This window comes from Dyadobacter sp. CY345 (assembly GCF_021502725.1).
GTDB lineage: Bacteria > Bacteroidota > Bacteroidia > Cytophagales > Spirosomataceae > Dyadobacter.
Genome location: NZ_JAKFFS010000004.1, coordinates 586,811 through 612,853, shown reverse-complemented (window position 1 = coordinate 612,853; position 26,043 = coordinate 586,811). Strand labels below are relative to the sequence as shown.

Here is a 26,043-nt window from a genome sequence, read left to right as displayed (position 1 = left end):
TATTAAATTTGCAGACTAAATATTAATTTTTTTAAATATAATATTAAAAAAAATCACTTATACATCTCCAAAATTCCCTTCAAACTTGCCAGCGTATCCGCCTCCGCAGCCTTCTTATCCTTTCTCCACCTCAAAATCCTGGGAAAACGAACTGCGATACCTGACTTGTGCCTTGTCGATTCATTAATACCTTCAAAACCAATTTCAAAAACCAACTCAGGTTTGACAGTTCTAACCGGACCGAATTTTTCAACGATATTGCGTTTGATAAAATAATCAACCTGACCAATTTCCACATCTGTCAATCCGGAATAAGCTTTTGCAAAAGGTATCAGTTTTCCATCTTCACCCCAAACTGCAAAAGTATAATCGGTGAAAAGTTCAGCTCTCCGGCCGGATCCTTTTTGAGCATATATCAAAACGGCGTCAACACTTAACGGATCAATTTTCCACTTCCACCAATCACCCTTTTTCCGTCCGACCTGATAGGTACTGTTTTTTCTTTTAATCATAAAACCTTCCGCAATATTTTCACGGGAAGTCGGATGCAGATCGTGTAATTCGCTCCATTCTTTGAATTCCACTAATGGAGAAAGATTGAATATGGATTGTACAGGCATGTTTTTATGAATTTCCTCCAACTGTGCTCTTCGCTGCATCTGGCTTAAATTCCTGATATCGATGCCATTTGCTTCCATGATATCATAAGCGATAAAAGCAACAGGAGCTTCTTCCAGTACCTTTTTAGTAAGATTTTTCCGGCCGATCCGTGTCTGCAAAACATTGAATGGCATTGGCTTGTTATCAAAATAACTCACAATCTCACCATCCAGAACGGTACCATTTGGCAAAACGGAGCTCAAGAAATGCAACTCAGGAAATTTATCCGTAGATAATTCTTCACCCCTTGTCCAGATAAACAATTCATTATTTCGGTAAATAATCTGTGAGCGGATGCCATCCCATTTCCATTCTACAAACCAGTCTTCCGGATTGCCTAAATTGGAAACATCGCCCTCAATCGGATAAGCAAGAAAAAACGGATATGGTCTGGACGCATTATCATTTTCACCTTCGTCCAAAATCAATTTCTCAAAAGTCGTTTCCAGGGGATCCCATTTACCCATCACCCGATGCGCAATAACGTTGGAATCCGTAGCAGTCGCCTCGGCCAAAGCGCGGACAACGAGCGTCTGTGAAACCCCGATCCGGAAACTGCCCATTAATAATTTATTGAAAACAAAGGTTTCGTGTTGCGAAAGCTGCGACCAGGCCTGAAGAATATGATCGTGTTTTTCTTCGTCGGTCATTTTGGGTAACAAGCCCAAATAATAAAACCATTCAGTCAAAGATTTATCAGAATCCTCAGAACCATTTCTGGGCAAAATCAGTGAAATCGTTTCCCCCAGATCGCCTACGCTCTGATAACTTTCCTGAAAAAGCCACATGGGAATATTAGCCTCCGCGGCGGCCCATTCTTTCACTTGTGTTCGGTTGACTTTAAAGGAAGGCCGACGACCCGTAAACAATGTCAGTGCCCACATTTTATCTTCATCCGACGCAGACAGAAAATAATTTTTCATCAACTCAACCTTTGCATTGGTCTTGTTGGTCCGGTCCAGATTCATGAAAAGTTCAGCGAATTGCTTCATATTTAGCTGTTGGATTTTAGCGGTTAGGGTTTAGCTCAGTTTTAGGTCCGGATCATCCGGGATTGGCGACATATCTTTTTTGTTTTCAATGCCTTCGGATTCCGGTCCTTCACCCGTTGCCCTGTCTTCCGTTTCCTCTTCATTCCCATACATCGTAGTCACCTCACCAGCCTCGACACCATTTTCATTCAGCCATCTTGAAAAAATACTGGTATAACCGTGCGTGACATATACTTTCTCAGCACCGGATTCAATTACCGCAGTATTCAAATCCTGCCAATCCACATGATCACTCAATATAAAACCCTGATCGACAGCCCGACGGTTTTTTGCGCCACGCAAAGCCATCCAGCCAGAACAATAACCCAAAGAATAAGGATTGAATTTTCTTATCCAGGTACTGCTGTCCACCGATGGCGGTGCCAAAACCAACGATCCGCGAAATAACTTTTTATCCGTTTCCTTCGTAACCAAAGTAAGTTCCGGCAAATCAAAACCAGCTTGTCTGAGTCTGTCATTCAGTGTGTAAATAGCGCCGTGTGCATAAATGGGGCCATCAGGCAACTGAATACCTTTTAAGATCCGTTGCATTTTTCCCAATGAATAACCCATCAGGATACTGGCTTTATCTTCAAGCCGGTTTTGCGCAAACCAGTTATCAATTTCTGAGTAAATTTCCTGCTGCGGCTGCCATTTGTATATCGGCAAACCAAAGGTAGACTCGGTGATAAAAACGTTACATTTTACGGGTTCAAAAGGCACACAAAATTTGTCATCTTCCAATTTATAATCACCACTCGCTACCCAAACTTCCCCTTTATATTCAACCCGGACCTGTGCAGAACCGATAATATGCCCGGCAGGATGTAATGAAAAAACGACGCCGTTAATCACAAACTTTTCACCATATTCAACCGTCTGCAAAGAAATATCCGGACCAAGACGAAGTCTTAAAATTGGCTCACTGTCCTTATGCGCAAGATAATGTTTGCTTCCCCAACGGGCGTGGTCGCTGTGTGCGTGTGTGATGATCGCGCGGTCAACAGGTATCCAGGGATCGATATGCGCATCTGCCTCGGAGCAGTAAATGCTTTTGCCGGTGAATTGTAAAAGTGATTGTGTCGCCATAACCAAAATTTCAATAAAAGTATGCCAATATTAAACCTCAACAGCTGACACGATAAGGTAATAAATTATGTTATTTTTGAAATGACTTTTAACAAATTCGGAGTCAAATCAATAACTCATTTTCTATTCCTATTGATATGGCCATTCAGAACCAAGACAACATACCTTCCCCAGCAGAAGAAGCTGCCCGTTATTTGCAAAACGCAAAAGAAATTTTAAGCGAAAAAGCAGGTAAAAAGGACGGATTATATGCTGATGTAAAATATGTCAAAATGGCTGCGGGAACAGCTTATTCCGCTGCGTTGCTCATTTTGGATGAATATTTAAAACAAAAAGAAGGAGTCAAATTCATCAAACCTAAAAGTATTGAAGATTACACAAACAGGGTTAGAAAGTATGACAAAAAGCTGCTGAGGCTGTTGGTCAATGTTTACGATGAACTACATATTATTGGGTATTACCACGGTACAAAATCGGTCGATACAATTCAAACTGGTTTAAATAATGTAACTAAAATGCTTGCGTATATCTGAGCTTAAATCTAAACGCAAAGGTAATAGGAGTTTAGGCACAGAGTTTAATGAGATTTAATTATCCATTGCGTAACTCCGCGCAAAACTCCCTCAAACTCTGCGTTTCTTTCCCTAATTTTGCCATTCCCCTAACGACACGGGGAAAGTGAAATTAATTGTTCTTCTCTATGAAATACCCGTTTGCAGCTTTGGTTGGACAGGAAAAATTAAAGCGTGCGTTGTTATTATGCGCTATCAATCCGTCGATTGGAGGTTTATTGATCAGAGGAGAAAAAGGAACGGCGAAAAGTACTGCCGCCAGAGGATTGGCTGAGATAATGCCTTTAATTCCTAAAAATGAAATCCCTAAGTTAACTATTCAGGAAAACAACTCGCAGGATATTTACGGAGAATGTCCTGTGGATATTGAAGAAATTCCAGTCCCTTTTGTTAACCTTCCACTCGGTGCAACCGAAGATCGGGTTTTGGGAAGTCTGGATCTGGAAGGTATTTTGTCAGAAAAAAAGAAAAGATTACAGCCCGGATTACTGGCCGCTGCTCACCGGGGGATTTTATATATTGATGAAGTAAATCTACTTCCTGATCATCTGGTAGATGTTTTGCTGGATGTTGCCGCTATGGGCGTGAACACAATCCAGCGCGACGGACTGTCCGAAAGTCATCCGGCAAAGTTTACTTTGATAGGTACCATGAACCCGGAAGAAGGAAATCTTCGTCCGCAATTTCTGGATCGTTTTGGCCTGATGGTGGATGTGGAAGCCCCGCGAGATATAGCGGAAAGAACGGAAGTGGTACGCAGGAGGATCCAGCTTGAAAATGACCCGGAAAATTTTTCTGCTCAATGGTCTGCCGGACAGAAAAATTTGCAGGATAAAATTAACTCGGCTCAGCAATTACTTCCGTCTGTGGTTTTGCCGGATGGATTGTTGACTTTGATCAGCCAGCTTTGTACAGAATTAAACGTGACAAGTTTGCGGGCTGATATTGTGATGTATAAAACGGCAATCACTTTGGCGGCATTGGATAAACGAACTATTGTCACAGCAGACGACGTGCGACAGGCTGCTGAACTAGCACTAATTCACAGACAGCGAAAAAAGCCGTTTGAAGGAAATAATAAGGGAGACAACAAGCTCGATGAATTAATGCAGCAGGAACAACCTGAGCAAAAAAATCAGCCGCAGCAGCAAAATCATCCTGAATTAAAAGAAGATCTAGATCAACAAATTAAGGGTCCGCTGCCTGACGATGAGAATAAAAATAATCAGGAATCATCATCCTCAAATCAGGAACAAGTATTCGGCGTAGCACCTCAAAAAGAAGCGCCAAATTTTAAAGTGGATTTAAATCCGGTTTCCCACCAAATGCCGGAAGGTCGAAGAAGTCACGCAATTAATACCAATCGAGGTCCTGAGCTACGCGCTGTTCCAGATCAATCACCTACCGATATTTCGGTAATGGCAACTGTACAATCTGCTATAATTCGTGATCCGGATGATTTTCAGATCACACGAAACGATCTGCATCAAAAAATTAGAAAAGGAAAAACCGGAAATTTAATTCTGTTTGTTGTGGATGCTTCCGGATCCATGGCCGCCAGCAGCCGGATGGAGGCAGTGAAAGGAAGTGTGCTGAGTTTATTGACTGATGCTTACCAAAGAAGAGATATGGTCGGCGTAATTTCTTTCCGCGGTGTGGAAGCGCATCTGCTCTTGGAGCCAACTTATAGCGTCGAACAGGCGGAACAAGCCATGCAAAGTTTGCCCACAGGTGGCAGAACGCCTTTGCCTCATGCGTTGCAAATGGCTACTCAGGTAATCAATAAATTAAATCCGGATAGAGATCTGAAACCGCTTTTGGTGATTCTGAGCGATGGAAAAGCCAATGTACCGCTTCCGGGTGGTGGAGATGCGTGGCAGCAAACTTTGCAATTGTCAGGGCAGTTATTTCAAAACAATATCCCTGCTCTGGTGCTCGATACAGAAAACAATTACCTTCGTTTCGGAAGAGCTGCCGAGATGGCGAAGGCGATGGGCGCAGAATGTTTATCGCTTGAAGAGCTTTCTTCGGAGAGTATCACGGTTACTATTTCGGGGCGTATTGTTAAATAGCAATCCCGAAGGGATGGCAGTATTATAGAAATGAGCCAAACCGAACTAATTTAACCCGGAACGGGTGGCATGTGATTCGACAAGAAATTTGATAAAGAATCTGCCACCCGTTCCGGGTTAGCACTTTGCCTCTAAGCGTCCCATAACTATAATACTATCATCCCGTTGGGATTGATTCCCAATGGACAACTATTAGTTTACCAATAAAATTATATTTACAAGATTATCTAAACCAATGTCAACCTACCGCATCCTCACAAAACCAATCATGTTCGTAGGCACTGCCTCCGATGTCGGCAAAAGCGTCATTTGTGCCGGGTTTTGCAGGATTTTTAAGCAGGATGGTTATCAGCCAGCTCCATTCAAAGCACAGAATATGTCCTTGAACAGCTACGTAACACCGGACGGTTTGGAGCTGGGAAGAGCGCAGGCTGTACAGGCCGAAGCAGCCGGTATTCCCTGCCATACCGATATGAATCCGGTTCTGTTGAAACCAACCAACGACCAGGCTTCCCAGGTCATTTTGAACGGAAAACCTGTTGGAAATCAGTCGGCATACGAATATTTCAAAACCACCGATCGCAAGGAATTATTTGAGGCTGTAACACAAGCTTACGACAGACTTTCTGCCCGATACGCCCCAATTGTTATGGAAGGCGCCGGCAGCATTTCGGAATTAAATCTAAAAAAACGGGATATCACAAACCTGCGGATGGCACTTCATTCCGGCGCGGCAACTTACCTTATTGGAGACATTGACCGTGGTGGAATTTTTGGAAGTGTTTATGGTACGATCGCTTTGCTGTCACCGGAAGAGCGGCAATGTATCAAAGGTATTATCGTCAATAAATTTCGAGGAGACGCAAGACTTTTTGAAGATGGAAAAAAAATGCTGGAAGCATTAACCGGCGTTCCAGTCGTTGGCGTTTTACCTTTTTTCAAAGACATTCACATCGAAGAAGAAGACTCCGTTTCGCTTCAAAATAAATTCAATACCACAACCGAAGGAAAAATAAATATTGCAGTCATTTTACTAAAACGACTATCCAATTTTACGGATTTTGACCGTTTGGAGAAAGATCCGCGCGTACATTTATTCTATACCTCACAACCAGATGAAATTGCAAAAGCCGATATCATCATCATTCCCGGAAGTAAAAATACGCTTGATGATTTATTGACGATCAAAAATAACGGCGCAGCAGCAGCAATTGTCAAAGCGCACAAAAACGGCAAAAAAGTTATCGGAATTTGTGGCGGTTATCAAATGATGGGCGAACTGATTGAAGATCCCGATCATGTGGAAGGGTCGTTAGAATCAATACCCGGACTTGGTTTACTTCCTGTAAAAACAGTTTTAAAACCAATAAAAACGACATTGCAGCAACAATTCAGTTATAGAGAAAATCAGGAAGTTTGTCTCGGCTATGAAATTCATATGGGCGAAACAACCGCTGATTTCGATTCGCCGGTAACTGTTTTATCAAATGGAAAATCTGATGGTTTTTTCTTAAACAAAAATTGCTGGGGAACTTATCTGCATGGAATTCTGGATAATGCGGTGGTGATTGAAGACTTATTAGCCGAATTTTCAACAGAAAAATCTGCCGAAAATTTCAACTATAAGCAATTTAAAGAATTACAATACGACCGGCTTGCAGATCATATCCGGGCGCATGTGGATATGGAAATGCTATATAAAAGTCTGGAATAAAAGGAAAAATCTATGTTACAAGGCCACGGTGACGATTCGTACCGTTACTCCAAAAAAATCATTGCAAATTTCAGTACCAATGTATGGTATGGGGGCGAACCGTTGGGATTGAAAGAATACATTTTTGAGCAATGGTCAGCGATTAATCGGTACCCGGAAGTGATGGCTGAAAGTTTATGTGAAATGGTTGCGGCTCATCACGACTTAAAATCTGACCAGATTTTAATAAACAGCGGAACAACCGAAAGCATATATCTGATCGCACAGGCTTTTTCATGTAAAAAAACGACGATCATTACGCCCGCATTTGCTGAATATGAAGATGCATGTAAATTGTTTCAACACGATTTAACATTTTTACCCTGGTCCAAAATCCGGGAATTTCCAACATTATCAACTGATCTCGTTTTCATCTGCAATCCCAATAACCCAACAGGAGAAGCGTTTACTCAGCTTGAAAACTGGATACAACAAAACCCGCAAACATTGTTTGTAGTGGATGAAGCCTTTATTGATTTCACGCTTCAAATCCGTTCTTCCATACCGGTCATTAACCGTTTCCCAAACCTGCTGATCATGCATTCGCTTACGAAAGCTTATGCCATTCCGGGATTAAGACTGGGTTATGTTGTCGCCTCAGAAGATTTAATTTCTAATTTGAAAAGTATAAAACAACCGTGGACAGTGAATACGATGGCACTGCAAGCCGGTAAATTCATTTTTGAAAATTATCAGCAAATTCAAATTCCCTTGCAGAATTTGTTATCAGAAAAAGAAAGAATTAGCCAACGACTTGGTCAGAATTCATCATTGAAAATTCATGAAAGTGCAACGCATTTTTTTCTGGCAGAAACACTGAAAGACGATGCAGCAAAACTGAAACAGTTTTTGATCGAAAAACACGGACTTCTGATTCGTGATGCAAGTAATTTCAGAGATTTATCAAAACGACATTTCCGGATTGCTACTCTATCGCCCGAAAGGAATAATTTGTTAATTGAAGCCCTCGACGAATGGAGAAATTACTGATCATAGCTCCGTTGGTTTTCGGGTATATTCTGGATTTGATTATCGGCGATCCTGATAACTGGCCTCATCCCATTCGTGTTTTTGGAAACGCCATTGCTGCCGGCGACAAATTGTTAAACAAAAATTCATCCCAGTTTCTGAAAGGAATGTTACTTGCAATCAGCCTTTGTCTGCTCACATTTTTCTTTTTTTATTTCTCAAACAAAATACTTTTAACCATCAATGTTTGGCTTTTTATTGGGATCAACAGCATTTGGGTCTGGTATGGATTAGCGAATAATGCCTTAATCACCGAAGGACGAAATGTATTTTTAGTTTTGGAAAAAGAAGGTTTGGAAGCAGGCAGAAAACAGTTATCCCGCATCGTCGGCCGGGATACTTCACTGTTAAGCGCACAGCAAATCCGTATTGCCGTTTTTGAAACCATGTCGGAAAACCTGAGCGACGGTGTCATTGCGCCCTTATTGTTTTACGCAATCGGCGGCGTTCCGGCCATGATGGTTTATAAAATGATTAACACCATGGATTCCATGATTGGTTACCGGAGTGATAAGTATGAACAATTTGGAAAATTTGCCGCGCGCCTCGACGATGTTGCGAATTTTATTCCGGCACGTATCACGGCGTTGTTGATGATTATTGTAACATCCAGTTATCGCGGTTTACAATTTGTGTTTAAATATGGCAACCAACATAAAAGTCCAAATTCAGGTTACCCCGAATCTGCCCTGGCAGGAATTCTGGATTGTCGTTTCGGCGGTCGAAATGTGTATCATGGAAAGTTGGTTGATAAACCTTTTATCGGGGAAAATAATCGGGTTATTGAACCAGGCGAAATTCGGAAGGTTATTTCGATCAATCATAAAAGCTGTTTTTTGATGGTAGTAATAATTATTGCTTTCTTTTTTTTGTTGAATCACAATTCATAGCCAGAGAGGAGGCAGATTTATTCTTACCAAATTGAAAACCCCAAGCAAATCTTAGTAGTTTTGCACCCATCAGGGTAGTATTCCGGATTTGAAAAAATCGGGTTACTTTAAAAGGGAATACCGGTGAAAATCCGGAACAGTCTCCGCTGCTGTAAGTTCATAAAAACATTCATGACAAAAGCCACTGGGGGCAATGATTGAGTGAGTGAATGATAGAATGAGTGAATAATGGCTAATTGCAACACACTCTCTCATTCTAACATTCTATCATTCAAAATTAACTCCCCCGGGAAGGCGTCAGAGGGAATGGAACGAGTCAGAAGACCTGCCTTTTCACTTAACACGCAAAGCTTTCGGAAGAAAGGCTTGCAGCACAAATGACACAAAAACAGAAAACCTCCTTTCAGGAAGTTCGCTATGACTATGCGCGACTTTCTCATTTCAGTAAAACTGCCCGTTTTGCGGGATTGTTTTTCGCAACATTAATACTTCTTACAGGTTGCGGTACTTCTTCAAACCTCACTGAAAGCGCAGAAACGGCTTCTTCCGGGAAAGATTATTTTTCCGAGAAAATCCAGATTCATCATGCCAAAGGGTTTACGATTGAATACCACGACAATTATAAGGTAATCAATATTTTAAGTCCTTTTGAAAAAAGCACGGATACGGCCAGGTATGTTTTATTGCAGCGCGGCACAAAAAAGCCGAAAGGTTATGCCAACAGTCAGTTTATCGAAATCCCGATTCGCAGCCTCGTTGCGATGTCTTCCATGCATGTCGGCTTGGTTGGACTTTTGGGTGAGGAGAAAATTGTAACCGGGCTTGGCAACCTGAAATATGTCTCAAATTCTGAAATTATCAAACAAATTGAGGCTGGAAAGATTGCCGAAGTTGGAAAAGACCAGGGTTTGAATGAAGAAAAACTGATCACGATGCATCCTGATCTGGTCATGACAACAGGCAGCCCGGTTGCCAAAATGGAAAGATATACCACTCTGAACGCTGCGGGAATTCCTGTTTTAATCAATTCAGAATGGGTGGAAACAACGCCATTAGGTCGTGCTGAATGGGTTAAACTTTTAGCCGCACTGCTAAACCGGGAAGATTTTGTGAATAAGAAATTTGCCATAATGGAAGAAGAATACGAAAGTCTTGCGGTTTTATCTCAAAAAGTAAAATCCAAGCCAAGTATCATCACCGGTATGAATTCCAAAGATTCTTGGTTTGTTCCGAATGGGAATAGTTACATGGCGCAGTTCTTCCGTGACTCCGGCGCAGATTATTATTGGAATAATACAAAAGCAACCGGAAGTTTAGCACTTAATTTTGAGGCTGTATATCCAATAGCCCTGACGGCTGACTATTGGCTGAATGTCGGAATCAGTAACTATGACAACAAGAAGGAAATTCTGGCAAAAGATCCCCGTTATACGGATTTCAAAGCCTATAAATCCGGGCAGATTTATAGTTATAACAAACGTGTAAACAGTCGCGGGTCGAATGACTATTGGGAATCGGGTGCTGTAAATCCGCAAATCGTTTTGGCAGATCTGATCAAAATTTTACATCCGGAACTACTCCCTGAACATGAGTTGGTTTATTATAAGCAGGTGAAATAGGCTGTCGGCTTTCGGCGGTCAGCTATCGGCTAGTGCTACTCAAACATCACAGCTGATTTAAACAGTGATTATGCAAATTGTTTCTCAATCCTCGTCCAAGTCCCGGCAACTGATCATTATTGGTTTGTCGGTTTTGGCTGTGCTATTTTTTATGCTGGATATCATGCTGGGATCGGTGAGCATACCTTTTAGAGAAGTGGTGAAAATTGTTTTTTCAGGAGAATCGGATACGACTGCATGGTTATTTATTATCGAAAAAATACGATTACCAAAAGCAATTACGGCCATCCTGGTAGGCTGCGGATTATCTGTTAGCGGTTTGCAAATGCAGACTTTGTTTCGCAATCCATTAGCCGGTCCGTCAGAATTGGGGATAACTGCCGGAGCAGGATTGGGCGTTGCAGCCGTGATGTTGACAAGCGGCAGTACGGCCAGTATTTATGCAATCCGTCAGCTTGGCGTTTCCGGAAGTTGGCTGATTGTGGTGATGGCTTCGCTTGGTGCCGCACTGGTTTTATCTATGGTTTTACTTATCGCAGGAAGAATTAAGGATAATGTTATTTTATTGATTGTCGGCGTGATGGTCGGGACGATCACCGTTTCCGTGATCAGTATCTGGCAATATTTTAGTCAGCCGGAACAGTTGCAGGAATATATTCTCTGGACTTTCGGCTCACTGGGCGGGATTGTCCAGTATCATTTATACGTACTTTCCGGTGTTGTAATCCTCGGTTTGCTTATCGCTTTTGCTTCTTCCAAAGCATTAAACGCCATGTTATTGGGAGAAAATTATGCGCGAAGTATGGGTCTGACCGTTGGCAAAATCCGTTTCATTATCATGGCCAGTACCAGTTTATTAACAGGAAGTATCACCGCTTTCTGTGGCCCGATTGGTTTTGTCGGTATCGCTATTCCGCATATCACCCGTGCACTTCTGGGAACTTCCGATCACCGGATTTTGATTCCTTGCTGCTGTCTGGTTGGAACAGTGCTGATGCTTGTCTGCGATATTATTTCACAAATGCCGGGAACGCAGACGGTATTGCCTATCAATGTGGTAACCTCGCTTTTGGGTGCTCCGGTGGTGATTTGGGTGATCGTCAGTCGAAATAATTTACGTTCTTCTTTCTCATGAACGATTCACCGATATTAACCGCCAGAAATTTGTCTATCGGCTATAAAGCTGGAAAAAGACTTCCCCGAATCGTTTCAGAATCACTAAATCTGGATTTGTTTCCCGGACAACTCGTATGTTTATTAGGTCCTAATGGCGCCGGAAAATCTACGCTTATGCGAACGCTTTCAGGTTTACAACCCTTGCTTGCAGGAGAGATTCTGATCGATCATGAATCCTTAATAAATTTAAAACCTGCTGATCTTGCACAAAAGCTGAGTCTTGTTTTAACAGAACGCATTGATACCGGAAACCTGACTGTCAGCGAACTTGTCGCGCTTGGAAGAACGCCTTACACGGGCTGGCTGGGATCGTTATCCGATTTGGATAAAGAAAAAATCAGCTGGTCGATGGATGCGACGGATACCAAACAATATGCCAATCGCCGGATGAACGAGCTGAGCGATGGTGAGCGGCAAAAAGTCATGCTGGCCCGGGCATTATCGCAGGATACCAGACTGATTTTGCTGGATGAGCCAACGGCGCATCTCGACCTACCAAACCGCGTTGAAATGATGCGGCTATTGCATAATCTCGCCCGGCAAACCAATAAGGCAATTCTGCTTTCGACACACGAACTGGATCTCGCACTCCAGGCGGCCGACAAACTTTGGCTGATGCATCCGGCTGGAAAACTTGTTTCGGGCGTACCGGAAGATCTGGTTTTAAACGGAAGTTTTGAAGCGGCATTTATTAAAAACGGATTCCATTTTGATAGAAATACCGGCACGTTCACCATTCACAAAGAAGCCGCCTCCACTCCTATCTATTTATCCGGAAAAAGTAATCTTGTTTTCTGGACAAAACGTGCGTTACAACGGGAAGATTTTGTAGTAAGTGATAATCCGGATTTGCCGTATAAAATTGAAATCATAGAAAGTGAGGAAAATCATGTCTGGGAGTTTAACGACGGATTGAAAACTAAAAGATATCTAACGATCAGCGAATTACTCGCTGATCTACAACAGATTAAACCATAAATAAAATTTAAAAGCGAATTTTTATAAATGAAAATATATACAAAAAAAGGCGACAAAGGTACGACTGGGCTTTTTGGTGGAAGCCGCGTTTCAAAAGATGACCTCCGGATTGAATGTTTAGGAACGCTGGATGAAGCCAACTCAACAATCGGATTACTTCGTGTAAAGTTGGGAAATGATCACGCATGGCAGCCAAATCTGCACAAGATCCAGAAAGATTTGATGGATATGATGTCACATCTGGCCCGTCCTTCGGATGCAAAAAAAGAAAACAAAAATCCGATGCCGGAAGATGGCGCTGAGTTTTGTGAAAACTGGATTGATACATTGGAATCAGAAATGACCTCTCCTTCTGACTATTTTTTACTTCCTGGTGGAAATGAAGTTTCTGCCTTATGCCATGTCGCGCGCACGCAAATGCGCAGAGGAGAGCGCAGACTCGTTTCGCTGATCAAAACCGATACAGTTCACGAGGCGATTCCTGCCTATATCAACCGCTTATCAGATTTATTTTTCACATTGGCGAGAGCTGAAATGGACAAAGCGGGCGTTGCGGAGGAGAAATGGCAGTTATTTTTATACAAACGTTTTAAAGCGCCGGAAGAAAAATGATCATCTACATCACCGGAGGGGCACGCAGCGGGAAAAGCCGTTTTGCACAGGAAAAAGCTTTGCAGCTCAGCAAAACTCCGGTGTATGTCGCAACTGCGCATATCTGGGACGACAATTTTGCCGAACGTGTTCAATTGCACAAAAACGAGCGTGGACCGGAATGGACGACCTACGAATCGGAAACGAATATCCATCAACTTCCTATTGAAAACCAGGTGGTTGTTATCGATTGTGTGACACTTTGGTTAACGAATTTGTTTGTCGCTTTTGATAACGATATCAATAAATCGCTGGCTGCATTTAAAGAAGAAATCGATGCGATAGCAAAACTTTCCGGCACTTTCATCATCATCTCAAACGAAATTGGAATGGGAGTACATGCAGAAACGGAGATTGGGAGAAAGTTTACAGATTTGCAGGGATGGGCAAATCAATACGTGGCTGGCAAGGCTAACGAAGCCATCTTCATGGTATCCGGCTTAGCACTAAATTTAAAATGATAGGTTACACGTAGGTTACACAGAGAACCACAGAGCTAAAAAGAGGGACACAGAGGTTTAGTTTTGAGATAAAGAAAAACTCTGTGCCCCTCCCCTTCAACTCTGTGGTTCCGCGCGGCGTCCGCTCTGTGTAACCTAACAATATATCCAAGAACTATGACTTTACAAGAGCAGATACAGCATAAGATAAATAATAAAACAAAACCTCTGGGCGCACTGGGCAGACTTGAAGCAGTAGCTTTGCAAATTGCTTTGATCCAGGAAACTTTGACGCCAAATTTGGTTAAACCGCATATCGTAGTTTTTGCGGCGAGCCATGGAATTGCCAACGAAGGCGTCAGTGCATATCCTTCCGAAGTTACTTTTCAAATGGTTTTGAATTTCCTCAACGGCGGGGCGGCAATTAATGTTTTTACTAAACAAAATGATATCGAACTCGCCCTGGTCGATGCCGGTGTTGACCATGATTTTGAGCCTAACGAAAAGCTGATTAACGCTAAAATTAATCATGGTACTAAAAGTTTTTTGAATCAGTCGGCAATGACAGAAGAAGAATGTCAACAGGCTATTGAAAAAGGAAAAGAGATTGTAAAAAATATTTCAAAAACCGGCTGTAACGTGATTGGTTTTGGAGAAATGGGTATTGGAAACACTTCCTCCGCAGCCGTGATTATGAGCAAATTATTTGATATCCGTATTGAAGATTGCGTTGGAAAAGGGACGGGCGTAAATCCGGATCAATATCAAAACAAAGTCAATATACTTCAAAAAGCAATTTCAAATCATGCAGAAGTTTCACCGGATCCGATTCAAGTTTTACAAATTTTCGGCGGTTTTGAAATTGCGATGATGTGCGGCGCGTTTCTGGCAGCGGCTGAGGAGAAAATGGTTTTGATGGTCGATGGATTTATCGCTTCGGCAGCCTTTCTATGCGCTTTCCAACTAAATCCTACGATCAAAGATTTCGCGATTTTTTGTCATCAATCAGAAGAAAAAGGACATCAACTTTTACTTGAAAAATTGAATGTCAAACCATTATTAAACCTTGATATGCGGCTGGGTGAAGGAACGGGCTGCGCCGTGGCATATCCATTGTTAAAAAGTGCAGTGGCATTTTTAAACGAAATGGCAAGTTTCGAAAGCGCGGGGGTGTCTGATAAATGAATTTTGTATTGAATTGTTAGGTTACACAGAGAGCCACGGAGGAATGAAGAGACCCACAGAGTTTGTTTCTTATCTCAAATAAAATCTCTGTGTATCTCTTTTTACCTCCGTGGTTCTCTGTGTAACCTAAAAAAATTATGAAGAAAGTTAAGTATATTATTGCAGCAGTCATCGCACTTGTAATCGCCTATATCATTTACGATTCCACCTCTCAGCCTACCGTCAATGATCTGAAAGGTAATTTTAAGGAAGTCGCGTTATACAGGAATCCAAATAATACCGGGCCGATTTTTCGGATTTATGCTGTTACCGTTCAGGGTGAGCCTTGGCAGGAAATGCAGAAATATGGCGATTTGATGCCCTATACCAAATATGGAAATACCAAAGTTTTCTTTTTTCAGGAAGGTCATTCTGCACCTACCTCGATCAAATTGAAGGAGCCAAATTTTGATACGCAGTTTCAGCAAAATTGTATCGCCAAATATGAAAAAGACGCAAACGGACAGGTTTCTTTGACCAGAAAACCTTTTAATCCATAAGACGAAACCTATCTTTGTTAAAACGTTCTTACTAAAACTTCTTTCTGAATGGCTGCATTAGACATCGTAAAACAATATTACAACGCATTCAACGAAAAAAACTTTGAAGGCATGCTTGCCCTTCTTCATCCGGAAGTCCGCCACGAACCCAATCAGGGCGAAGTGAGAGTTGGTATCGAAAAGTTTACGGAATTCATGAAAATGATGGATGATTCGTACGAGGAAACATTGACCGATATCGTATTTTTTACAGAACCAACCGACAAGAGAGTTTCCGCTGAGTTTATCGTGAATGGCATTTACAAAAAGGCTGATGAAGGCTTCCCCGAAGCTTACGGACAAAAATACGTTATACCTGCCGCTGCATTTTTAGAAGTAACAGATGGAAAAATCAGCAGGGTAACCACTTATTATAATCTGGAACACTGGATTAAACTGGTTTCTTAGGCCGTCGGCTATCAGATTTTGGATATTAATTATGTTTTATCCATACCATATTCCAGCAAATCAAGAAACACAAAACTGGCTAAAAACTGACTGCCGATAGCTCCAAACTTATGTCTCTCACTTTTATAACCAAACAAGGCAACGCCATTGCATCTGTTTTTGACGATCTGGCGAAATTGCGGATAGCCGTTTTTCGGGATTTCCCTTATCTCTATGAAGGCTCGCTGGATTATGAAAAGGAATATTTAAAAATCTATTCAAAATCAGAACGTGCCTTTTTATTCGCTGTTTATGATGACGAAAAAATGGTCGGCGCTACCACTTGCATTCCTTTAAGCGATGAGACAAACGATGTTCAGGCTCCGTTTAAAAATGCCGGTTCAGACATTGAAAAGATCTTCTACTTTGGCGAAAGTATTCTGCTCACTCAATATCGCAGACTGGGTTTGGGACATCGTTTTTTTGATGAAAGAGAAGAACATGCAGCCAGTTTTGGCACGTTTAAAACGACCTGTTTTTGTTCGGTTGAAAGAATAAATCACCCGGCACAACCAGCAGATTATCGTCCGAACGATGCCTTTTGGATCAAACGCGGATACCATAAAGTGCCAGAATTGACAACAACCATGGAATGGCCGGATATTGGCGAACCAATATCGACTCCTAAAACAATGATTTTCTGGATGAAGGAAATTGTCTAAAAAAGGTGCAACGCACCGCAATAATTGAATAACCAACACATCGAACCCATTATGATCATCGCTTCCGCCAATTATCCCATTACTGAACATGCCACATTTGACAATTGGCGTGAACATATCGAACGTTGGGTTATTGAGGCTGTAAACCAAAATGCCGGACTGCTGCTTTTTCCGGAATATGGCGCGATGGAATTGGTCAGTATTTTTTCGGACGAAATCAGAAACGATATCCGCCGCCAGGTCGTAGAGCTTGATTCTTTGAAAGATAAATTCTGCAATGTCTTCGCTGAATTGGCTAAAAAATACAACGTCATCATAGTTGCCCCGAGCATTCCGGTGATCGAGGACAAAAGAAATGTTAACCGCGTTTTTGTTTTTTCTTCCAAAGGTTTGGCCGGTTACCAGGATAAATTTTTCATGACCCGTTTTGAAAATGAAGAATGGGGAATCCAAAGCGGCGTTAAAAACCTTACACTTTTTGAAGCTTCCTGGGGTACTTTTGGCGTTCAAATTTGCTATGATATTGAGTTTGCTCTCGGTTCACAATTGTTATGTTCAACCGGTGCATCACTCATTTTAGCACCGAGTTGTACAGAAACCATTCGTGGAGCTACGCGCGTACATATCGGAGCGCGGGCACGGGCGATGGAAAATCAGGCCTATACTGTTGTTTCACAAACCGTTGGAAATGCACTCTGGTCACCGGCGGTGGACATAAATTACGGCTTTTCCGCATTTTACTCCACGCCTGACATTGATATGCCGGAAGATGGAATTATTTCAACATTGGAACCTCAAAAAGAAGGCTGGTTAATTCAGGAACTTGATTTTTCTAAAATTAAAACGGTTCGTGATACCGGCCAGGTCTTTAATTTTATGGATCACCAGCATTTACATATTGGTTTCAAAAATGAAGAAATAAATATCATCCGTAAATCAATATAAATCCCCGGCACTGTATCCAACTCTATGAAGCAGGAACTACGGCTTTTTTTTACGGCACTCCAATTTTACACCCGTCTCCCCGTTCCCGACTGGGTTGGTTACAATCCGGATGACATGAATAAAGCAACGCGCTATCTTCCGTTAATTGGCTGGATTGTCGGGTTAAGCTCTGGTATTTTTTTCCTGCTTGGTTCATATCTGATCGACATTTCTACCGGAATTATTCTTTCCATGATTTCTTCCATTTTATTAACCGGCTCATTTCATGAAGATGGTTTTGCTGACGCTTGTGATGGTTTTGGGGGCGGTTGGACGAAGGAAAAAATTCTTGAAAATATGAAAGACAGCCGCGTCGGGACCTATGCCGTTGTCGGGCTTATTCTGTTGCTTGGGTTAAAATTTTCTTTGATAAAAGCAGTAATTCCACATATTAAAAATCAACCTTTTCTGGTTTTACTGACGCTTATAAGTGCTCATGATTTAAGCCGGTTTATGGCTGTGACGATGATTTTTACACATACTTACGTCCGGTTTACCAATGACAGCAAATCAAAACCGGTAGCAGAAGTTGGAAGCAGAAACACACTTTTCATTGCTGCTGTTTTTGCTATAATTCCACATCTTATTTTGTGTTTTCTTTTAAATCAACCGGCATTTCTGTTGGTGATTCCTTTCCTATATCTGATCAAAATATTGCTCGCCCGTTACTTCACAAAATGGATCGGTGGGTATACCGGCGATTGTCTGGGTGCGACACAGCAGGTTTGTGAAATTGGTTTTTACTTCTTCACCGCCGTTTTATGGAAATTTATTTAGTCAGGCATACCACGCCTTCCCTTTCGCCCGGACTTATTTATGGTCGGCTGGATGTTGCTTTGGAAGATACCTTCCCTGCCGAATTTGAAATTATAAAAACAAAACTTCCCGAAAATCCGGACTCCATTTATTCCAGTCCTTCCACACGTTGTACCGTATTAGCACAAAAACTAAATCCCGTTTTCACAATAGATGACCGTCTTACCGAGCTGAACTTTGGTGATTGGGAAGGTGCTACCTGGGATACAGTTAACGAATCCGATCTTCAAATCTGGATGGATGACTTTGTGAATGTTATCGTTCCCGGCGGTGAAAGTATGCGACAAATGTCTGCGCGGGTTTTATCATTCTGGTCTGAATTAATACAAACAAATCTTAAGAAAACGGTTATTGTAACCCATGGAGGCGTTATACGATTAATTCTTGCACATCTTCGAGACATCGAACTTGTCCACGCTTTTGACATAAAAGTGGCTTATGGAGAAGTTGTTACGATCAACATTTCATAGATGTAGAATATTAATTGATCAATGATCTTCCACCATTTTCAACTCCGGGTACAACTTTTTAAGGCAAGTATCAAACTCGACATTTACCTTAAACAACGGTTATGGATACTAATATTGATATTTTAGGTGATCAGGAAGAAACGCTGGGAACGGCTGAGGATTTGAGAGAGGAAATTGCGGTGGAAGTTGTGCAGCATGAGGTTGTGGGCAGTCACGTAAAAATAGAATTTGAAACATCAAAAGGACTTTGTACCGGTTATTATTTTGTCAATGAGCTTGGTCACGAAGAGCTGAATATGGAGCCTGATTCCGTAATTATACTCACCAATTTATTCCCGGATTATTATGGGGCCTATATCAATGCACTAAACCGGGACTGGGTCGATATTGATCTTTCGGTGAAGTATGACGGCTGTCCGGAGTACAAAATATATAACCGGCATGTGGTTTTATAATTCTGTAAAATCTTTGTAACAATCTCACTGAAATTCAGTTATTTTTGGTTTATCCTCAACTTTAAAATTGATAAGCCATGAAAAGAATTTTCGTATATTTTCTGTTGATTTTGATCAGCAGCAATTGCAAAAAAGAGGTAGATGAAGCTACTGATCCATGCAATTGTACAACAGCGGTCAATTGTACTGAGAATTATATAACACTTGTATTAACTGTGACAAATACGTCTGGACAGCCGGTAGATCTGGACGATTATTATACAACCAAAATATCGACCGGAGAAAAAATTAATCTTAAAAATGCCGAATTTGATAGCCTGAGAGGAACAATGGGAGAATATCCGATACTTGCAGACGGGCAAAAGGACATGACTGAAAAATGTGGTACCGACTTTGAATTTACAGGAATAAAAAATGGCAATGAAATTGTAAAAAGGACTTATAAAATTGGCCATGATTGCTGTCACGTGAAGATTTTAGAAGGCGATCCGAATATCATAATTTCGGAATAAAAGATTAATTGGATGTTCGAAACAGATTTTGAAAAAATACTTGACCAGGTTGAGAACATTCAGCCTATGACTTACGGAAGTACACGCAACTTTAAGGATGGCGCGGTTACCCGGTTGTCACCCTACATATCACGCGGTGTTATTTCGACAAAATATGTTTTTACAAGTCTGATCAACCGCGGCTTTAATCCATGGGAAATTGAACGGTTGATCCAGGAATTAGCCTGGCGCGATTACTGGCAGCAGATCTGGATTGAAAAGGGAAATCTGATTGATGAAGATTTCAAAACACCACAGATCGATGTTGAAAATCATCAGATTCCAAAAGCTATTATTGAAGGAAAAACAGGCATAGAAGTCATTGATCAGGCCATTTCAGATTTTTACGAAACCGGATATCTGCATAATCATCTCCGATTATACATTGCGAGTATTGTTTGTAATACTGGTAAAAGTCACTGGAAACTTCCGGCAAAATGGCTTTATTATCATTTGCTCGATGGCGACTGGGCGAGTAATGCATTAAGCTGGCAATGGGTGGCCGGTTCAAACAGCAACAACAAGTATTTTGCCAATCAGGAAAATATCAACAAATTCTTTTATTCTGATCAAAAAGATACATTTCTGGACGCTGGTTACGAAGCATTTCCGCTCAAAGAAATTCCTGACAGTTTGCAGGAACTCACGACACCAGTTTTATTGACAACCTTGCCTGCAAAACAATCTCTGACCATAGATAATCAAAGGCCTACACTGCTTTATAATTTCTACAATCTTGATCCGCTTTGGAAAAAAGATATGGACGTCAACCGGGTTTTACTTCTTGAACCTTCACATTTTTCAAAATATCCGGTATCAGAAAAAACGATAAATTTTATTTTATCCCTTGGTCAAAACATTGAAAACTTACAGATTTACACTGGTGAGTTTGATGATTTTGTGAATAAATATCAGCTTGAAAATATCTACTTTAAAGAACACCCAACCGCGGCGCATTACAAGGGAACTGAGGAAAATCGAGACTGGATGTTTTCTGTTAACGGTTATTATTCGTCGTTTTTCAAGTTTTGGAAACAATGTAAAAAAGAACTTTCTACTTTATATAACGCTCATTAAATGCATCTTACAAAAGAGGACATTCAAAATACAGAAAAAATCAAACGGTTAAATATCATTAATTCGATAACCGGTATAAAACCTGCGAATCTGATCGGAACGATATCAAATGATGGAAAAACCAATCTGGCAATTTTCAGTTCTGTCATTCATTTGGGAAGTAATCCGGCACTGATCGGTTTTATTTTAAGACCTGACCGTGAAGCCGGACAGCATACTTTTGACAATATCAAAGAAAACGGTGTTTATACGATCAACCATATTCACGAATCTTTTATCGAGCAGGCGCATTATACCTCAGCGAAGTTCGGACGTGATGAATCAGAGTTTGACAAATGTGCTTTGACGGAAGAATTTATTGCAAATCACAAAGCGCCCTTTGTTAAAGAAAGTACGGTAAAACTGGGAATGAAAATTGTTCAGACAATTCCCATTGAGCTCAATGGAACGGTTCTGATCATCGGTGAAGTTGAACATTTGATCATCCCGGATACGGCGATGGACGATCAGGGACAAATTGATCTGAGCGAGCCGAACGACGTTGGAATTTCAGGATTAAACACCTATTACAAACTGGAAAAAATAGCGGCGTTTCCTTATGCTAGACCAAATGCACTGCCCGATTTTTCAAAAAACGATTAAATGAAAAAAGAGCACTTGCCGGAAAAAATATGCGTCGTTTGCGGCAGGCCATTTTCGTGGCGAAAAAAGTGGGAAAAAGTTTGGGATGAAGTTAAGTATTGCAGCGATAAATGCCGGGGGAATAAAAACAAAATTCATGGAAGCAGTTAATATTATATTTCCACATCAGCTGTTTGAAAAAAGCCCGATCGCTGAAAATGGTTTTCCGGTTTATCTGGTGGAAGAGGAATTGTATTTCAATCAGTTTAAATTCCACAAACAAAAAATCGCCTTTCACCGGGCGACGATGAAATGTTATGCAACTTATCTGGGAACAAAAAATGTGGAGGTAAATTACATTGAAGCCATTGATCCGCTTTCAGATATACGAAAACTGATCGCTGCACTGGCTTCAAAAAAAATCAAAACTATACATTATATTGATCCAACTGATAACTGGCTTGAACAGCGATTGATTACTGCTTCCGGCAAAGCAGACATCGAAATAATTCAATACAGAAATCCTTTATTTTTGAATAGTAAAGAAGAACTGGGCGTCTTTTTTCATGACAAAAAGAAGAAGTTTTTCCAGACAGAATTTTACATTCAGGAACGAAAAAAACGTCAGATTTTAGTCGATAAAAATAACGAGCCGGTTGGTGGTTCGTGGAGTTATGACGTTGATAACCGCAAAAAATATCCACGCAAAAAAGAACCGCCGCATATTACTTACCCTGAAACGACTGCGTTTTACGAAGAAGCAAAAACTTATGTTCAGGAAAATTTCAAGGACAATCTCGGTAACCTGACCAAATATCCATTTTATCCGCAGGACTTTAAAACGACCGAAACCTGGCTTAAAGCGTTTCTCGATGATCGTTTTCAGGAATTCGGGCCTTATGAGGATGCAATTGTTAAGGATGAAAGTATTCTGCATCATAGCGTGCTGACGCCGATGTTAAATATCGGATTAATAACGCCCGATCAGATTATTAAAGCGGCACTGGATTATTCTGAGAAAAACGATATCCCTTTAAATACCACCGAAGGATTTATCCGGCAGTTGATTGGCTGGCGTGAGTTTATGCGCGGATATTACGAACGTAACGGTTCCATAGCGAGAACCAAAAACTACTGGAATTTCACCCGAAAGATACCGAAATCTTTCTATGACGGCACAACTGGAATTGAGCCTGTGGATCAGACAATCAAAAAAGTTTTAGAGCGCGGATATTGCCATCATATCGAGCGACTGATGGTCTTAGGGAATTTCATGTTATTATGTGAATTCGACCCGGATGATGTTTACCAATGGTTTATGGAATTGTTTATCGACGCCTACGATTGGGTGATGGTGCCGAATGTTTATGCGATGAGCCAGTTTGCAGACGGCGGTATGTTATCAACCAAGCCTTACATTGCCGGAAGTAATTACATCATGAAAATGAGCAATTACGAAAAAGGGCCGTGGCAGGAAATTTGGGATTCACTTTTCTGGCGTTTTATGCACGTGCACCGCACCTTTTTCACAAAAAATCCACGACTGGGAATGCTCGTTGGTAGTTTTGATAAAATGGAAACTGAGAAACAGAAAAGGTTATTGAATACTGCGCATACATTTTTGACGTCGCTGGACTAAGAATTCTTCTACCGATTGTAAATGATGCGGTTTATCAATTAATCTGATCGGGGCCCTTACTAAAACTTGTTGAATTGGGAAATAAGTACTTCGTTACAAGGATAAAAAACGCAACCACGTTAGCCGTTGTGGTTGTCAGTAGGGTTACGATCACAGTATCCGACAGCTGAAAAGAAAACTCGAAATGATCCGGCCCTTTTAAAAATCCGCCATGGAATGGATTGATCAAATAAAAATCCTCAACACCATGAAGCCAGACAATAAAAATAACGATAAAAAGAAAGGTAGCAACCAGCTGAAAAATACGGGCCGCATACTTCTTTCTTTCACTGATATCCTGGATTACGCCCTGCAACTGGGCAATTTGCATCTGAAGCGATATGTCTTTTTCTTTATCCAGGTGCCGAACTTCCTGTAAATTCCGTATTTCCTGCAACAACATCTCCGTTGTTACCGAATTCGCTTCCTTGGCTCCGCTCTCATGTCCCGCTTCCTGAACCATCTGGATCCCGTGTGCAACGATTTGCTCAGGACTGGGCGCGGATGGATTGTCTGATGAGATTTTGCTCAAAATATTCCTTAATAACGTCGTTGGAAATTATTGTATTTTCACCTTTTGCATAAGCTTGTGCCCATGGCGAATTCGCAGCATGCGACCAGTTGGAGAGCGTCACGCCATCAAGGTTTTTAGTGATCTCCCAGGTATATTCAATGGCCTCAGTTTCTGTTGAAGATAAGGTATAACTTTCAGAAACCGCGGAAGCTTCTGAAATTTTAAAAGTAGCAGGCTGGTCAATAATCGGGCTGCTCCCCCACATTTTATAAAGCTGATAAATGGAAGGAATAACGGGGCCAAATTTCCAGGCAAAAAATGGCTCGCTACATAACGGCGTATCGTAAAGAGCCAAATGTAGCCCGTGTGCAAAAAAGACCATTTTCTGCAATTTCATTTGTGTCACAGGGCTTTCTGACGAAGAACCCATCCGCACAAATTCCTTTGCTACAATCTCTGCTGATATCATAATGGCAACGATTAAATGCGGGCTAAACTATTCATTCTATAACGAAAATTAGATTCGTAAATTATTTTGCAATCTATACACAATAACGATTATTAAAAAGCGAAAGTGCGGAAAAATCAAGAGATTTCGTAATCGTATTTAGCTTATTATTAGCGGATTATAATTTCAATCTTCGTATTTTTTTGGAGTTTGTAACTTTGTTGGGCAATTCTCAGCGGTGAACAATAAAAAAGCACTCAGCGGCAAATGGCTAAGTGCTCTAATCTTACGTATTTGACAACAAGCAACTTACTTACCAACTATAAAAGCCTCAGTAAAGTTAGTCAGCGTATATTTTTTGATTTTGTTTACCGGATGCGTATCTGCCAATTCAACAACTTCCTTATTTAGGATCAAATCCTCAGGTTTGAATTTAATGTTGAATAAGTTAAATCCGGTCAAATCTGAAAAACCTTCTGCGTTTTCGCCGGAAGAAGTTATCTCACCTTCCATTTGTTTAAGCCAGCCCAGCTCCTGATATTTTTTCTTAATCAAAGCAGCCTCAGCCTCATCTATTACGATTGCCTTTTTAATCTCGCCAATCCAGTAATGTTTCTTTGTTATCCCATGGGTTGAGTATAACCAAACCGGATATGTTTTATTGGCATGAGCGGCTTGTCCCTTACGGATTGGTTCCAGGAAGCCATAATGAAAGCCATCTATTAATTTGCTGGTATCAAAAAGCCATTCGTCAAGGCCATAACCGAACTGCGCTTCCTGTGAATCCTTTGTAGTAGCTTTTCCAACCATTCCTGACGGGCGTTTCCATTCAAGCTCATTCGATGATATACGCGCTGCTTTTTTGTTGATCATCGAATCCGGAAAGATCAGCGTGATATTTTCAGCTGTCGTTACCTGGAAAAGTGTCTGGTGCCAGTTTTCGTTTTTAGTACCTACCGGTATAATGCCGGAATATAAATCCTGATTTTCGTCCCAGGCAATTTCCAGTCTTCCATTCTCAGCGTCATCGATACCGGTAACAGTACCCGTAACTTTGACATCAACCTCCTGGTATCTGTTACGCAAGCTGCTAACGGAAAACCGATCATTAATTTTAATGGCCTTCAACGCCGCCAAAATATTTTTGTTAAGCCGATTTTTCAAGTTTATATCGGTAGCCCAATAGTTTTGCTGAATAAAATCCTTCAACATGTTTTGCGGGTTACTTATGTGACCATGATTGGAAGACCCCACCCAGTATGTAATTGCCATAAACTTTTATCAGTTAATATTTTATTAAATTTCAAACATTAAGGCCTTAGACCTTGCCTACTGTTTCCAATAAACTATGAAATCCTTTTATTGTTTTTATCTAAATCCAAACTAGAACAGCTCTGAAAGGGTGGTTCATTTGGTTTAAATAATGCTCAGGAAGTCAAGTCTTAGTAGTAGTTTCCTTATCGCCGGCTAATATGAAATATTCATTATCTCATTCAAAAAACGGCTAAAACTGAGATGAACAAAAAAAGCACTTACCAAAAATTGATAAGTGCTTGTCATTCAGGGCTCCCGAAGTTGGGCTCGAACCAACGACCCT

The 26,043-nt window shown here is 41.1% G+C and carries 28 protein-coding genes and 1 riboswitch; of the genes, 23 read left to right on the top strand and 5 right to left on the bottom strand.

Annotated elements, in window-relative coordinates:
* Positions 1-53 precede the first annotated feature (53 nt).
* Together L0657_RS19990 and L0657_RS19985 are read right to left on the bottom strand one after the other, a co-directional pair.
* The gene (locus L0657_RS19990) at positions 54-1,652 is read right to left on the bottom strand and encodes an ATP-dependent DNA ligase (protein ID WP_235152525.1); all 1,599 of its coding nucleotides are present in this window, start codon (positions 1,650-1,652) and stop codon (positions 54-56) included.
* 30 nt (positions 1,653-1,682) lie between these two features.
* Positions 1,683-2,780: a ligase-associated DNA damage response exonuclease gene (locus L0657_RS19985; protein ID WP_235152524.1), complete on the bottom strand. Its 1,098-nt coding sequence runs from the start codon at positions 2,778-2,780 to the stop codon at positions 1,683-1,685.
* 137 nt (positions 2,781-2,917) lie between these two features.
* Here L0657_RS19985 and L0657_RS19980 point away from each other — a divergent pair, with 137 nt between their 5' ends.
* The 23 genes from L0657_RS19980 (at position 2,918) to L0657_RS19870 (ending at position 23,445) form a co-directional block, all read left to right on the top strand.
* Positions 2,918-3,313 carry a DUF5618 family protein gene (locus L0657_RS19980; RefSeq protein ID WP_235152523.1) on the top strand — a complete coding sequence of 132 codons (396 nt, stop codon included), beginning with the start codon at positions 2,918-2,920 and terminating at the stop codon, positions 3,311-3,313.
* Between the two features lie 167 nt (positions 3,314-3,480).
* The gene (locus tag L0657_RS19975) at positions 3,481-5,424 is read left to right on the top strand and encodes a magnesium chelatase subunit D family protein (RefSeq protein WP_235152522.1); all 1,944 of its coding nucleotides are present in this window, start codon (positions 3,481-3,483) and stop codon (positions 5,422-5,424) included.
* A 235-nt stretch (positions 5,425-5,659) separates the two neighbouring features.
* Positions 5,660-7,138 carry a cobyric acid synthase gene (locus L0657_RS19970; protein ID WP_235152521.1) on the top strand — a complete coding sequence of 493 codons (1,479 nt, stop codon included), beginning with the start codon at positions 5,660-5,662 and terminating at the stop codon, positions 7,136-7,138.
* A 12-nt stretch (positions 7,139-7,150) separates the two neighbouring features.
* Complete coding sequence (locus L0657_RS19965) at positions 7,151-8,167, top strand: histidinol-phosphate transaminase (protein ID WP_235152520.1); 1,017 nt, start codon at positions 7,151-7,153, stop codon at positions 8,165-8,167.
* The gene (cbiB, locus tag L0657_RS19960; RefSeq protein WP_235152519.1) at positions 8,152-9,096 is read left to right on the top strand and encodes an adenosylcobinamide-phosphate synthase CbiB; all 945 of its coding nucleotides are present in this window, start codon (positions 8,152-8,154) and stop codon (positions 9,094-9,096) included. Before L0657_RS19965 ends, cbiB begins: the two co-directional genes overlap by 16 nt.
* A 55-nt stretch (positions 9,097-9,151) precedes the next feature.
* Positions 9,152-9,444: riboswitch (cobalamin riboswitch) on the top strand.
* Between the two features lie 29 nt (positions 9,445-9,473).
* The gene (locus L0657_RS19955; RefSeq protein WP_235152518.1) at positions 9,474-10,715 is read left to right on the top strand and encodes an ABC transporter substrate-binding protein; all 1,242 of its coding nucleotides are present in this window, start codon (positions 9,474-9,476) and stop codon (positions 10,713-10,715) included.
* A 70-nt stretch (positions 10,716-10,785) separates the two neighbouring features.
* Entirely contained in the window at positions 10,786-11,850 is a 1,065-nt protein-coding gene (locus L0657_RS19950) for an iron ABC transporter permease (RefSeq protein ID WP_235152517.1), read from the top strand.
* Positions 11,847-12,869: an ABC transporter ATP-binding protein gene (locus tag L0657_RS19945; protein ID WP_235152516.1), complete on the top strand. Its 1,023-nt coding sequence runs from the start codon at positions 11,847-11,849 to the stop codon at positions 12,867-12,869. Before L0657_RS19950 ends, L0657_RS19945 begins: the two co-directional genes overlap by 4 nt.
* 27 nt (positions 12,870-12,896) lie before the next feature.
* Complete coding sequence (locus L0657_RS19940; RefSeq protein WP_235152515.1) at positions 12,897-13,481, top strand: cob(I)yrinic acid a,c-diamide adenosyltransferase; 585 nt, start codon at positions 12,897-12,899, stop codon at positions 13,479-13,481.
* Positions 13,478-13,981 (top strand): bifunctional adenosylcobinamide kinase/adenosylcobinamide-phosphate guanylyltransferase, encoded by a 504-nt coding sequence (locus tag L0657_RS19935; protein ID WP_235152514.1) that lies wholly within the window; start codon positions 13,478-13,480, stop codon positions 13,979-13,981. Before L0657_RS19940 ends, L0657_RS19935 begins: the two co-directional genes overlap by 4 nt.
* A gap of 156 nt (positions 13,982-14,137) precedes the next feature.
* Positions 14,138-15,145 (top strand): nicotinate-nucleotide--dimethylbenzimidazole phosphoribosyltransferase, encoded by a 1,008-nt coding sequence (gene cobT, locus L0657_RS19930; RefSeq protein WP_235152513.1) that lies wholly within the window; start codon positions 14,138-14,140, stop codon positions 15,143-15,145.
* Between the two features lie 137 nt (positions 15,146-15,282).
* Positions 15,283-15,684 carry a hypothetical protein gene (locus L0657_RS19925; RefSeq protein WP_235152512.1) on the top strand — a complete coding sequence of 134 codons (402 nt, stop codon included), beginning with the start codon at positions 15,283-15,285 and terminating at the stop codon, positions 15,682-15,684.
* A gap of 48 nt (positions 15,685-15,732) precedes the next feature.
* Complete coding sequence (locus L0657_RS19920; protein ID WP_235152511.1) at positions 15,733-16,131, top strand: ketosteroid isomerase-related protein; 399 nt, start codon at positions 15,733-15,735, stop codon at positions 16,129-16,131.
* A gap of 110 nt (positions 16,132-16,241) precedes the next feature.
* Positions 16,242-16,832, top strand: a complete 591-nt coding sequence (locus L0657_RS19915; protein WP_235152510.1) for a GNAT family N-acetyltransferase — start codon at positions 16,242-16,244, stop codon at positions 16,830-16,832.
* Positions 16,833-16,883: 51 nt separating this feature from the next.
* Positions 16,884-17,777, top strand: a complete 894-nt coding sequence (locus L0657_RS19910) for a carbon-nitrogen hydrolase family protein (protein WP_235152509.1) — start codon at positions 16,884-16,886, stop codon at positions 17,775-17,777.
* A gap of 24 nt (positions 17,778-17,801) precedes the next feature.
* A complete protein-coding gene (locus L0657_RS19905) occupies positions 17,802-18,593 on the top strand; it encodes an adenosylcobinamide-GDP ribazoletransferase (RefSeq protein WP_235152508.1) in 792 nt (263 codons plus the stop codon).
* Entirely contained in the window at positions 18,578-19,102 is a 525-nt protein-coding gene (gene cobC, locus L0657_RS19900) for an alpha-ribazole phosphatase (protein ID WP_235152507.1), read from the top strand. The genes L0657_RS19905 and cobC overlap by 16 nt, the downstream gene beginning before the upstream one ends.
* A 101-nt stretch (positions 19,103-19,203) precedes the next feature.
* Complete coding sequence (locus tag L0657_RS19895) at positions 19,204-19,557, top strand: hypothetical protein (RefSeq protein ID WP_234647295.1); 354 nt, start codon at positions 19,204-19,206, stop codon at positions 19,555-19,557.
* Between the two features lie 77 nt (positions 19,558-19,634).
* On the top strand, positions 19,635-20,069 hold the full coding sequence (locus L0657_RS19890; RefSeq protein WP_235152506.1) for a hypothetical protein: 435 nt from the start codon (positions 19,635-19,637) through the stop codon (positions 20,067-20,069).
* A gap of 12 nt (positions 20,070-20,081) precedes the next feature.
* Complete coding sequence (locus L0657_RS19885) at positions 20,082-21,185, top strand: FAD-binding domain-containing protein (RefSeq protein WP_235152505.1); 1,104 nt, start codon at positions 20,082-20,084, stop codon at positions 21,183-21,185.
* Complete coding sequence (locus tag L0657_RS19880; protein WP_235152504.1) at positions 21,186-21,827, top strand: flavin reductase family protein; 642 nt, start codon at positions 21,186-21,188, stop codon at positions 21,825-21,827.
* Complete coding sequence (locus tag L0657_RS19875; protein WP_234647291.1) at positions 21,828-21,977, top strand: DUF2256 domain-containing protein; 150 nt, start codon at positions 21,828-21,830, stop codon at positions 21,975-21,977. It abuts the gene before it with no gap.
* Positions 21,964-23,445 (top strand): cryptochrome/photolyase family protein, encoded by a 1,482-nt coding sequence (locus tag L0657_RS19870; RefSeq protein WP_235152503.1) that lies wholly within the window; start codon positions 21,964-21,966, stop codon positions 23,443-23,445. The genes L0657_RS19875 and L0657_RS19870 overlap by 14 nt, the downstream gene beginning before the upstream one ends.
* A 34-nt stretch (positions 23,446-23,479) precedes the next feature.
* On the opposite strand, the gene L0657_RS19865 is transcribed toward L0657_RS19870, so the two are convergent.
* The 3 genes from L0657_RS19865 to L0657_RS19855 all read right to left on the bottom strand — a co-directional run bounded on the left by L0657_RS19865 (position 23,480) and on the right by L0657_RS19855 (position 25,718).
* A complete protein-coding gene (locus L0657_RS19865; protein ID WP_235152502.1) occupies positions 23,480-24,016 on the bottom strand; it encodes a hypothetical protein in 537 nt (178 codons plus the stop codon).
* On the bottom strand, positions 23,973-24,467 hold the full coding sequence (locus tag L0657_RS19860; RefSeq protein ID WP_235152501.1) for a Panacea domain-containing protein: 495 nt from the start codon (positions 24,465-24,467) through the stop codon (positions 23,973-23,975). Before L0657_RS19860 ends, L0657_RS19865 begins: the two co-directional genes overlap by 44 nt.
* A gap of 288 nt (positions 24,468-24,755) precedes the next feature.
* Positions 24,756-25,718: a hypothetical protein gene (locus tag L0657_RS19855; protein WP_235152500.1), complete on the bottom strand. Its 963-nt coding sequence runs from the start codon at positions 25,716-25,718 to the stop codon at positions 24,756-24,758.
* Positions 25,719-26,043: the final 325 nt, after the last annotated feature.

Coding starts and splice junctions, on each gene's coding strand:
- L0657_RS19990 (WP_235152525.1), bottom strand. CDS start 1,652: ATGAAGCAATTCGCTGAACTTTTCATGAATCTGGACCGGACCAACAAG.
- L0657_RS19870 (WP_235152503.1), top strand. CDS start 21,964: ATGGAAGCAGTTAATATTATATTTCCACATCAGCTGTTTGAAAAAAGC.
- L0657_RS19905 (WP_235152508.1), top strand. CDS start 17,802: ATGAAGCAGGAACTACGGCTTTTTTTTACGGCACTCCAATTTTACACC.
- L0657_RS19910 (WP_235152509.1), top strand. CDS start 16,884: ATGATCATCGCTTCCGCCAATTATCCCATTACTGAACATGCCACATTT.
- L0657_RS19980 (WP_235152523.1), top strand. CDS start 2,918: ATGGCCATTCAGAACCAAGACAACATACCTTCCCCAGCAGAAGAAGCT.
- cobT (WP_235152513.1), top strand. CDS start 14,138: ATGACTTTACAAGAGCAGATACAGCATAAGATAAATAATAAAACAAAA.
- L0657_RS19925 (WP_235152512.1), top strand. CDS start 15,283: ATGAAGAAAGTTAAGTATATTATTGCAGCAGTCATCGCACTTGTAATC.
- L0657_RS19895 (WP_234647295.1), top strand. CDS start 19,204: ATGGATACTAATATTGATATTTTAGGTGATCAGGAAGAAACGCTGGGA.
- L0657_RS19935 (WP_235152514.1), top strand. CDS start 13,478: ATGATCATCTACATCACCGGAGGGGCACGCAGCGGGAAAAGCCGTTTT.
- cbiB (WP_235152519.1), top strand. CDS start 8,152: ATGGAGAAATTACTGATCATAGCTCCGTTGGTTTTCGGGTATATTCTG.
- L0657_RS19950 (WP_235152517.1), top strand. CDS start 10,786: ATGCAAATTGTTTCTCAATCCTCGTCCAAGTCCCGGCAACTGATCATT.
- L0657_RS19955 (WP_235152518.1), top strand. CDS start 9,474: ATGACACAAAAACAGAAAACCTCCTTTCAGGAAGTTCGCTATGACTAT.
- L0657_RS19890 (WP_235152506.1), top strand. CDS start 19,635: ATGAAAAGAATTTTCGTATATTTTCTGTTGATTTTGATCAGCAGCAAT.
- L0657_RS19945 (WP_235152516.1), top strand. CDS start 11,847: ATGAACGATTCACCGATATTAACCGCCAGAAATTTGTCTATCGGCTAT.
- L0657_RS19975 (WP_235152522.1), top strand. CDS start 3,481: ATGAAATACCCGTTTGCAGCTTTGGTTGGACAGGAAAAATTAAAGCGT.
- L0657_RS19965 (WP_235152520.1), top strand. CDS start 7,151: ATGTTACAAGGCCACGGTGACGATTCGTACCGTTACTCCAAAAAAATC.
- L0657_RS19920 (WP_235152511.1), top strand. CDS start 15,733: ATGGCTGCATTAGACATCGTAAAACAATATTACAACGCATTCAACGAA.
- L0657_RS19885 (WP_235152505.1), top strand. CDS start 20,082: ATGTTCGAAACAGATTTTGAAAAAATACTTGACCAGGTTGAGAACATT.
- L0657_RS19985 (WP_235152524.1), bottom strand. CDS start 2,780: ATGGCGACACAATCACTTTTACAATTCACCGGCAAAAGCATTTACTGC.
- L0657_RS19915 (WP_235152510.1), top strand. CDS start 16,242: ATGTCTCTCACTTTTATAACCAAACAAGGCAACGCCATTGCATCTGTT.
- L0657_RS19855 (WP_235152500.1), bottom strand. CDS start 25,718: ATGGCAATTACATACTGGGTGGGGTCTTCCAATCATGGTCACATAAGT.
- L0657_RS19880 (WP_235152504.1), top strand. CDS start 21,186: ATGCATCTTACAAAAGAGGACATTCAAAATACAGAAAAAATCAAACGG.
- L0657_RS19875 (WP_234647291.1), top strand. CDS start 21,828: ATGAAAAAAGAGCACTTGCCGGAAAAAATATGCGTCGTTTGCGGCAGG.
- L0657_RS19970 (WP_235152521.1), top strand. CDS start 5,660: ATGTCAACCTACCGCATCCTCACAAAACCAATCATGTTCGTAGGCACT.
- L0657_RS19860 (WP_235152501.1), bottom strand. CDS start 24,467: ATGATATCAGCAGAGATTGTAGCAAAGGAATTTGTGCGGATGGGTTCT.
- L0657_RS19940 (WP_235152515.1), top strand. CDS start 12,897: ATGAAAATATATACAAAAAAAGGCGACAAAGGTACGACTGGGCTTTTT.
- cobC (WP_235152507.1), top strand. CDS start 18,578: ATGGAAATTTATTTAGTCAGGCATACCACGCCTTCCCTTTCGCCCGGA.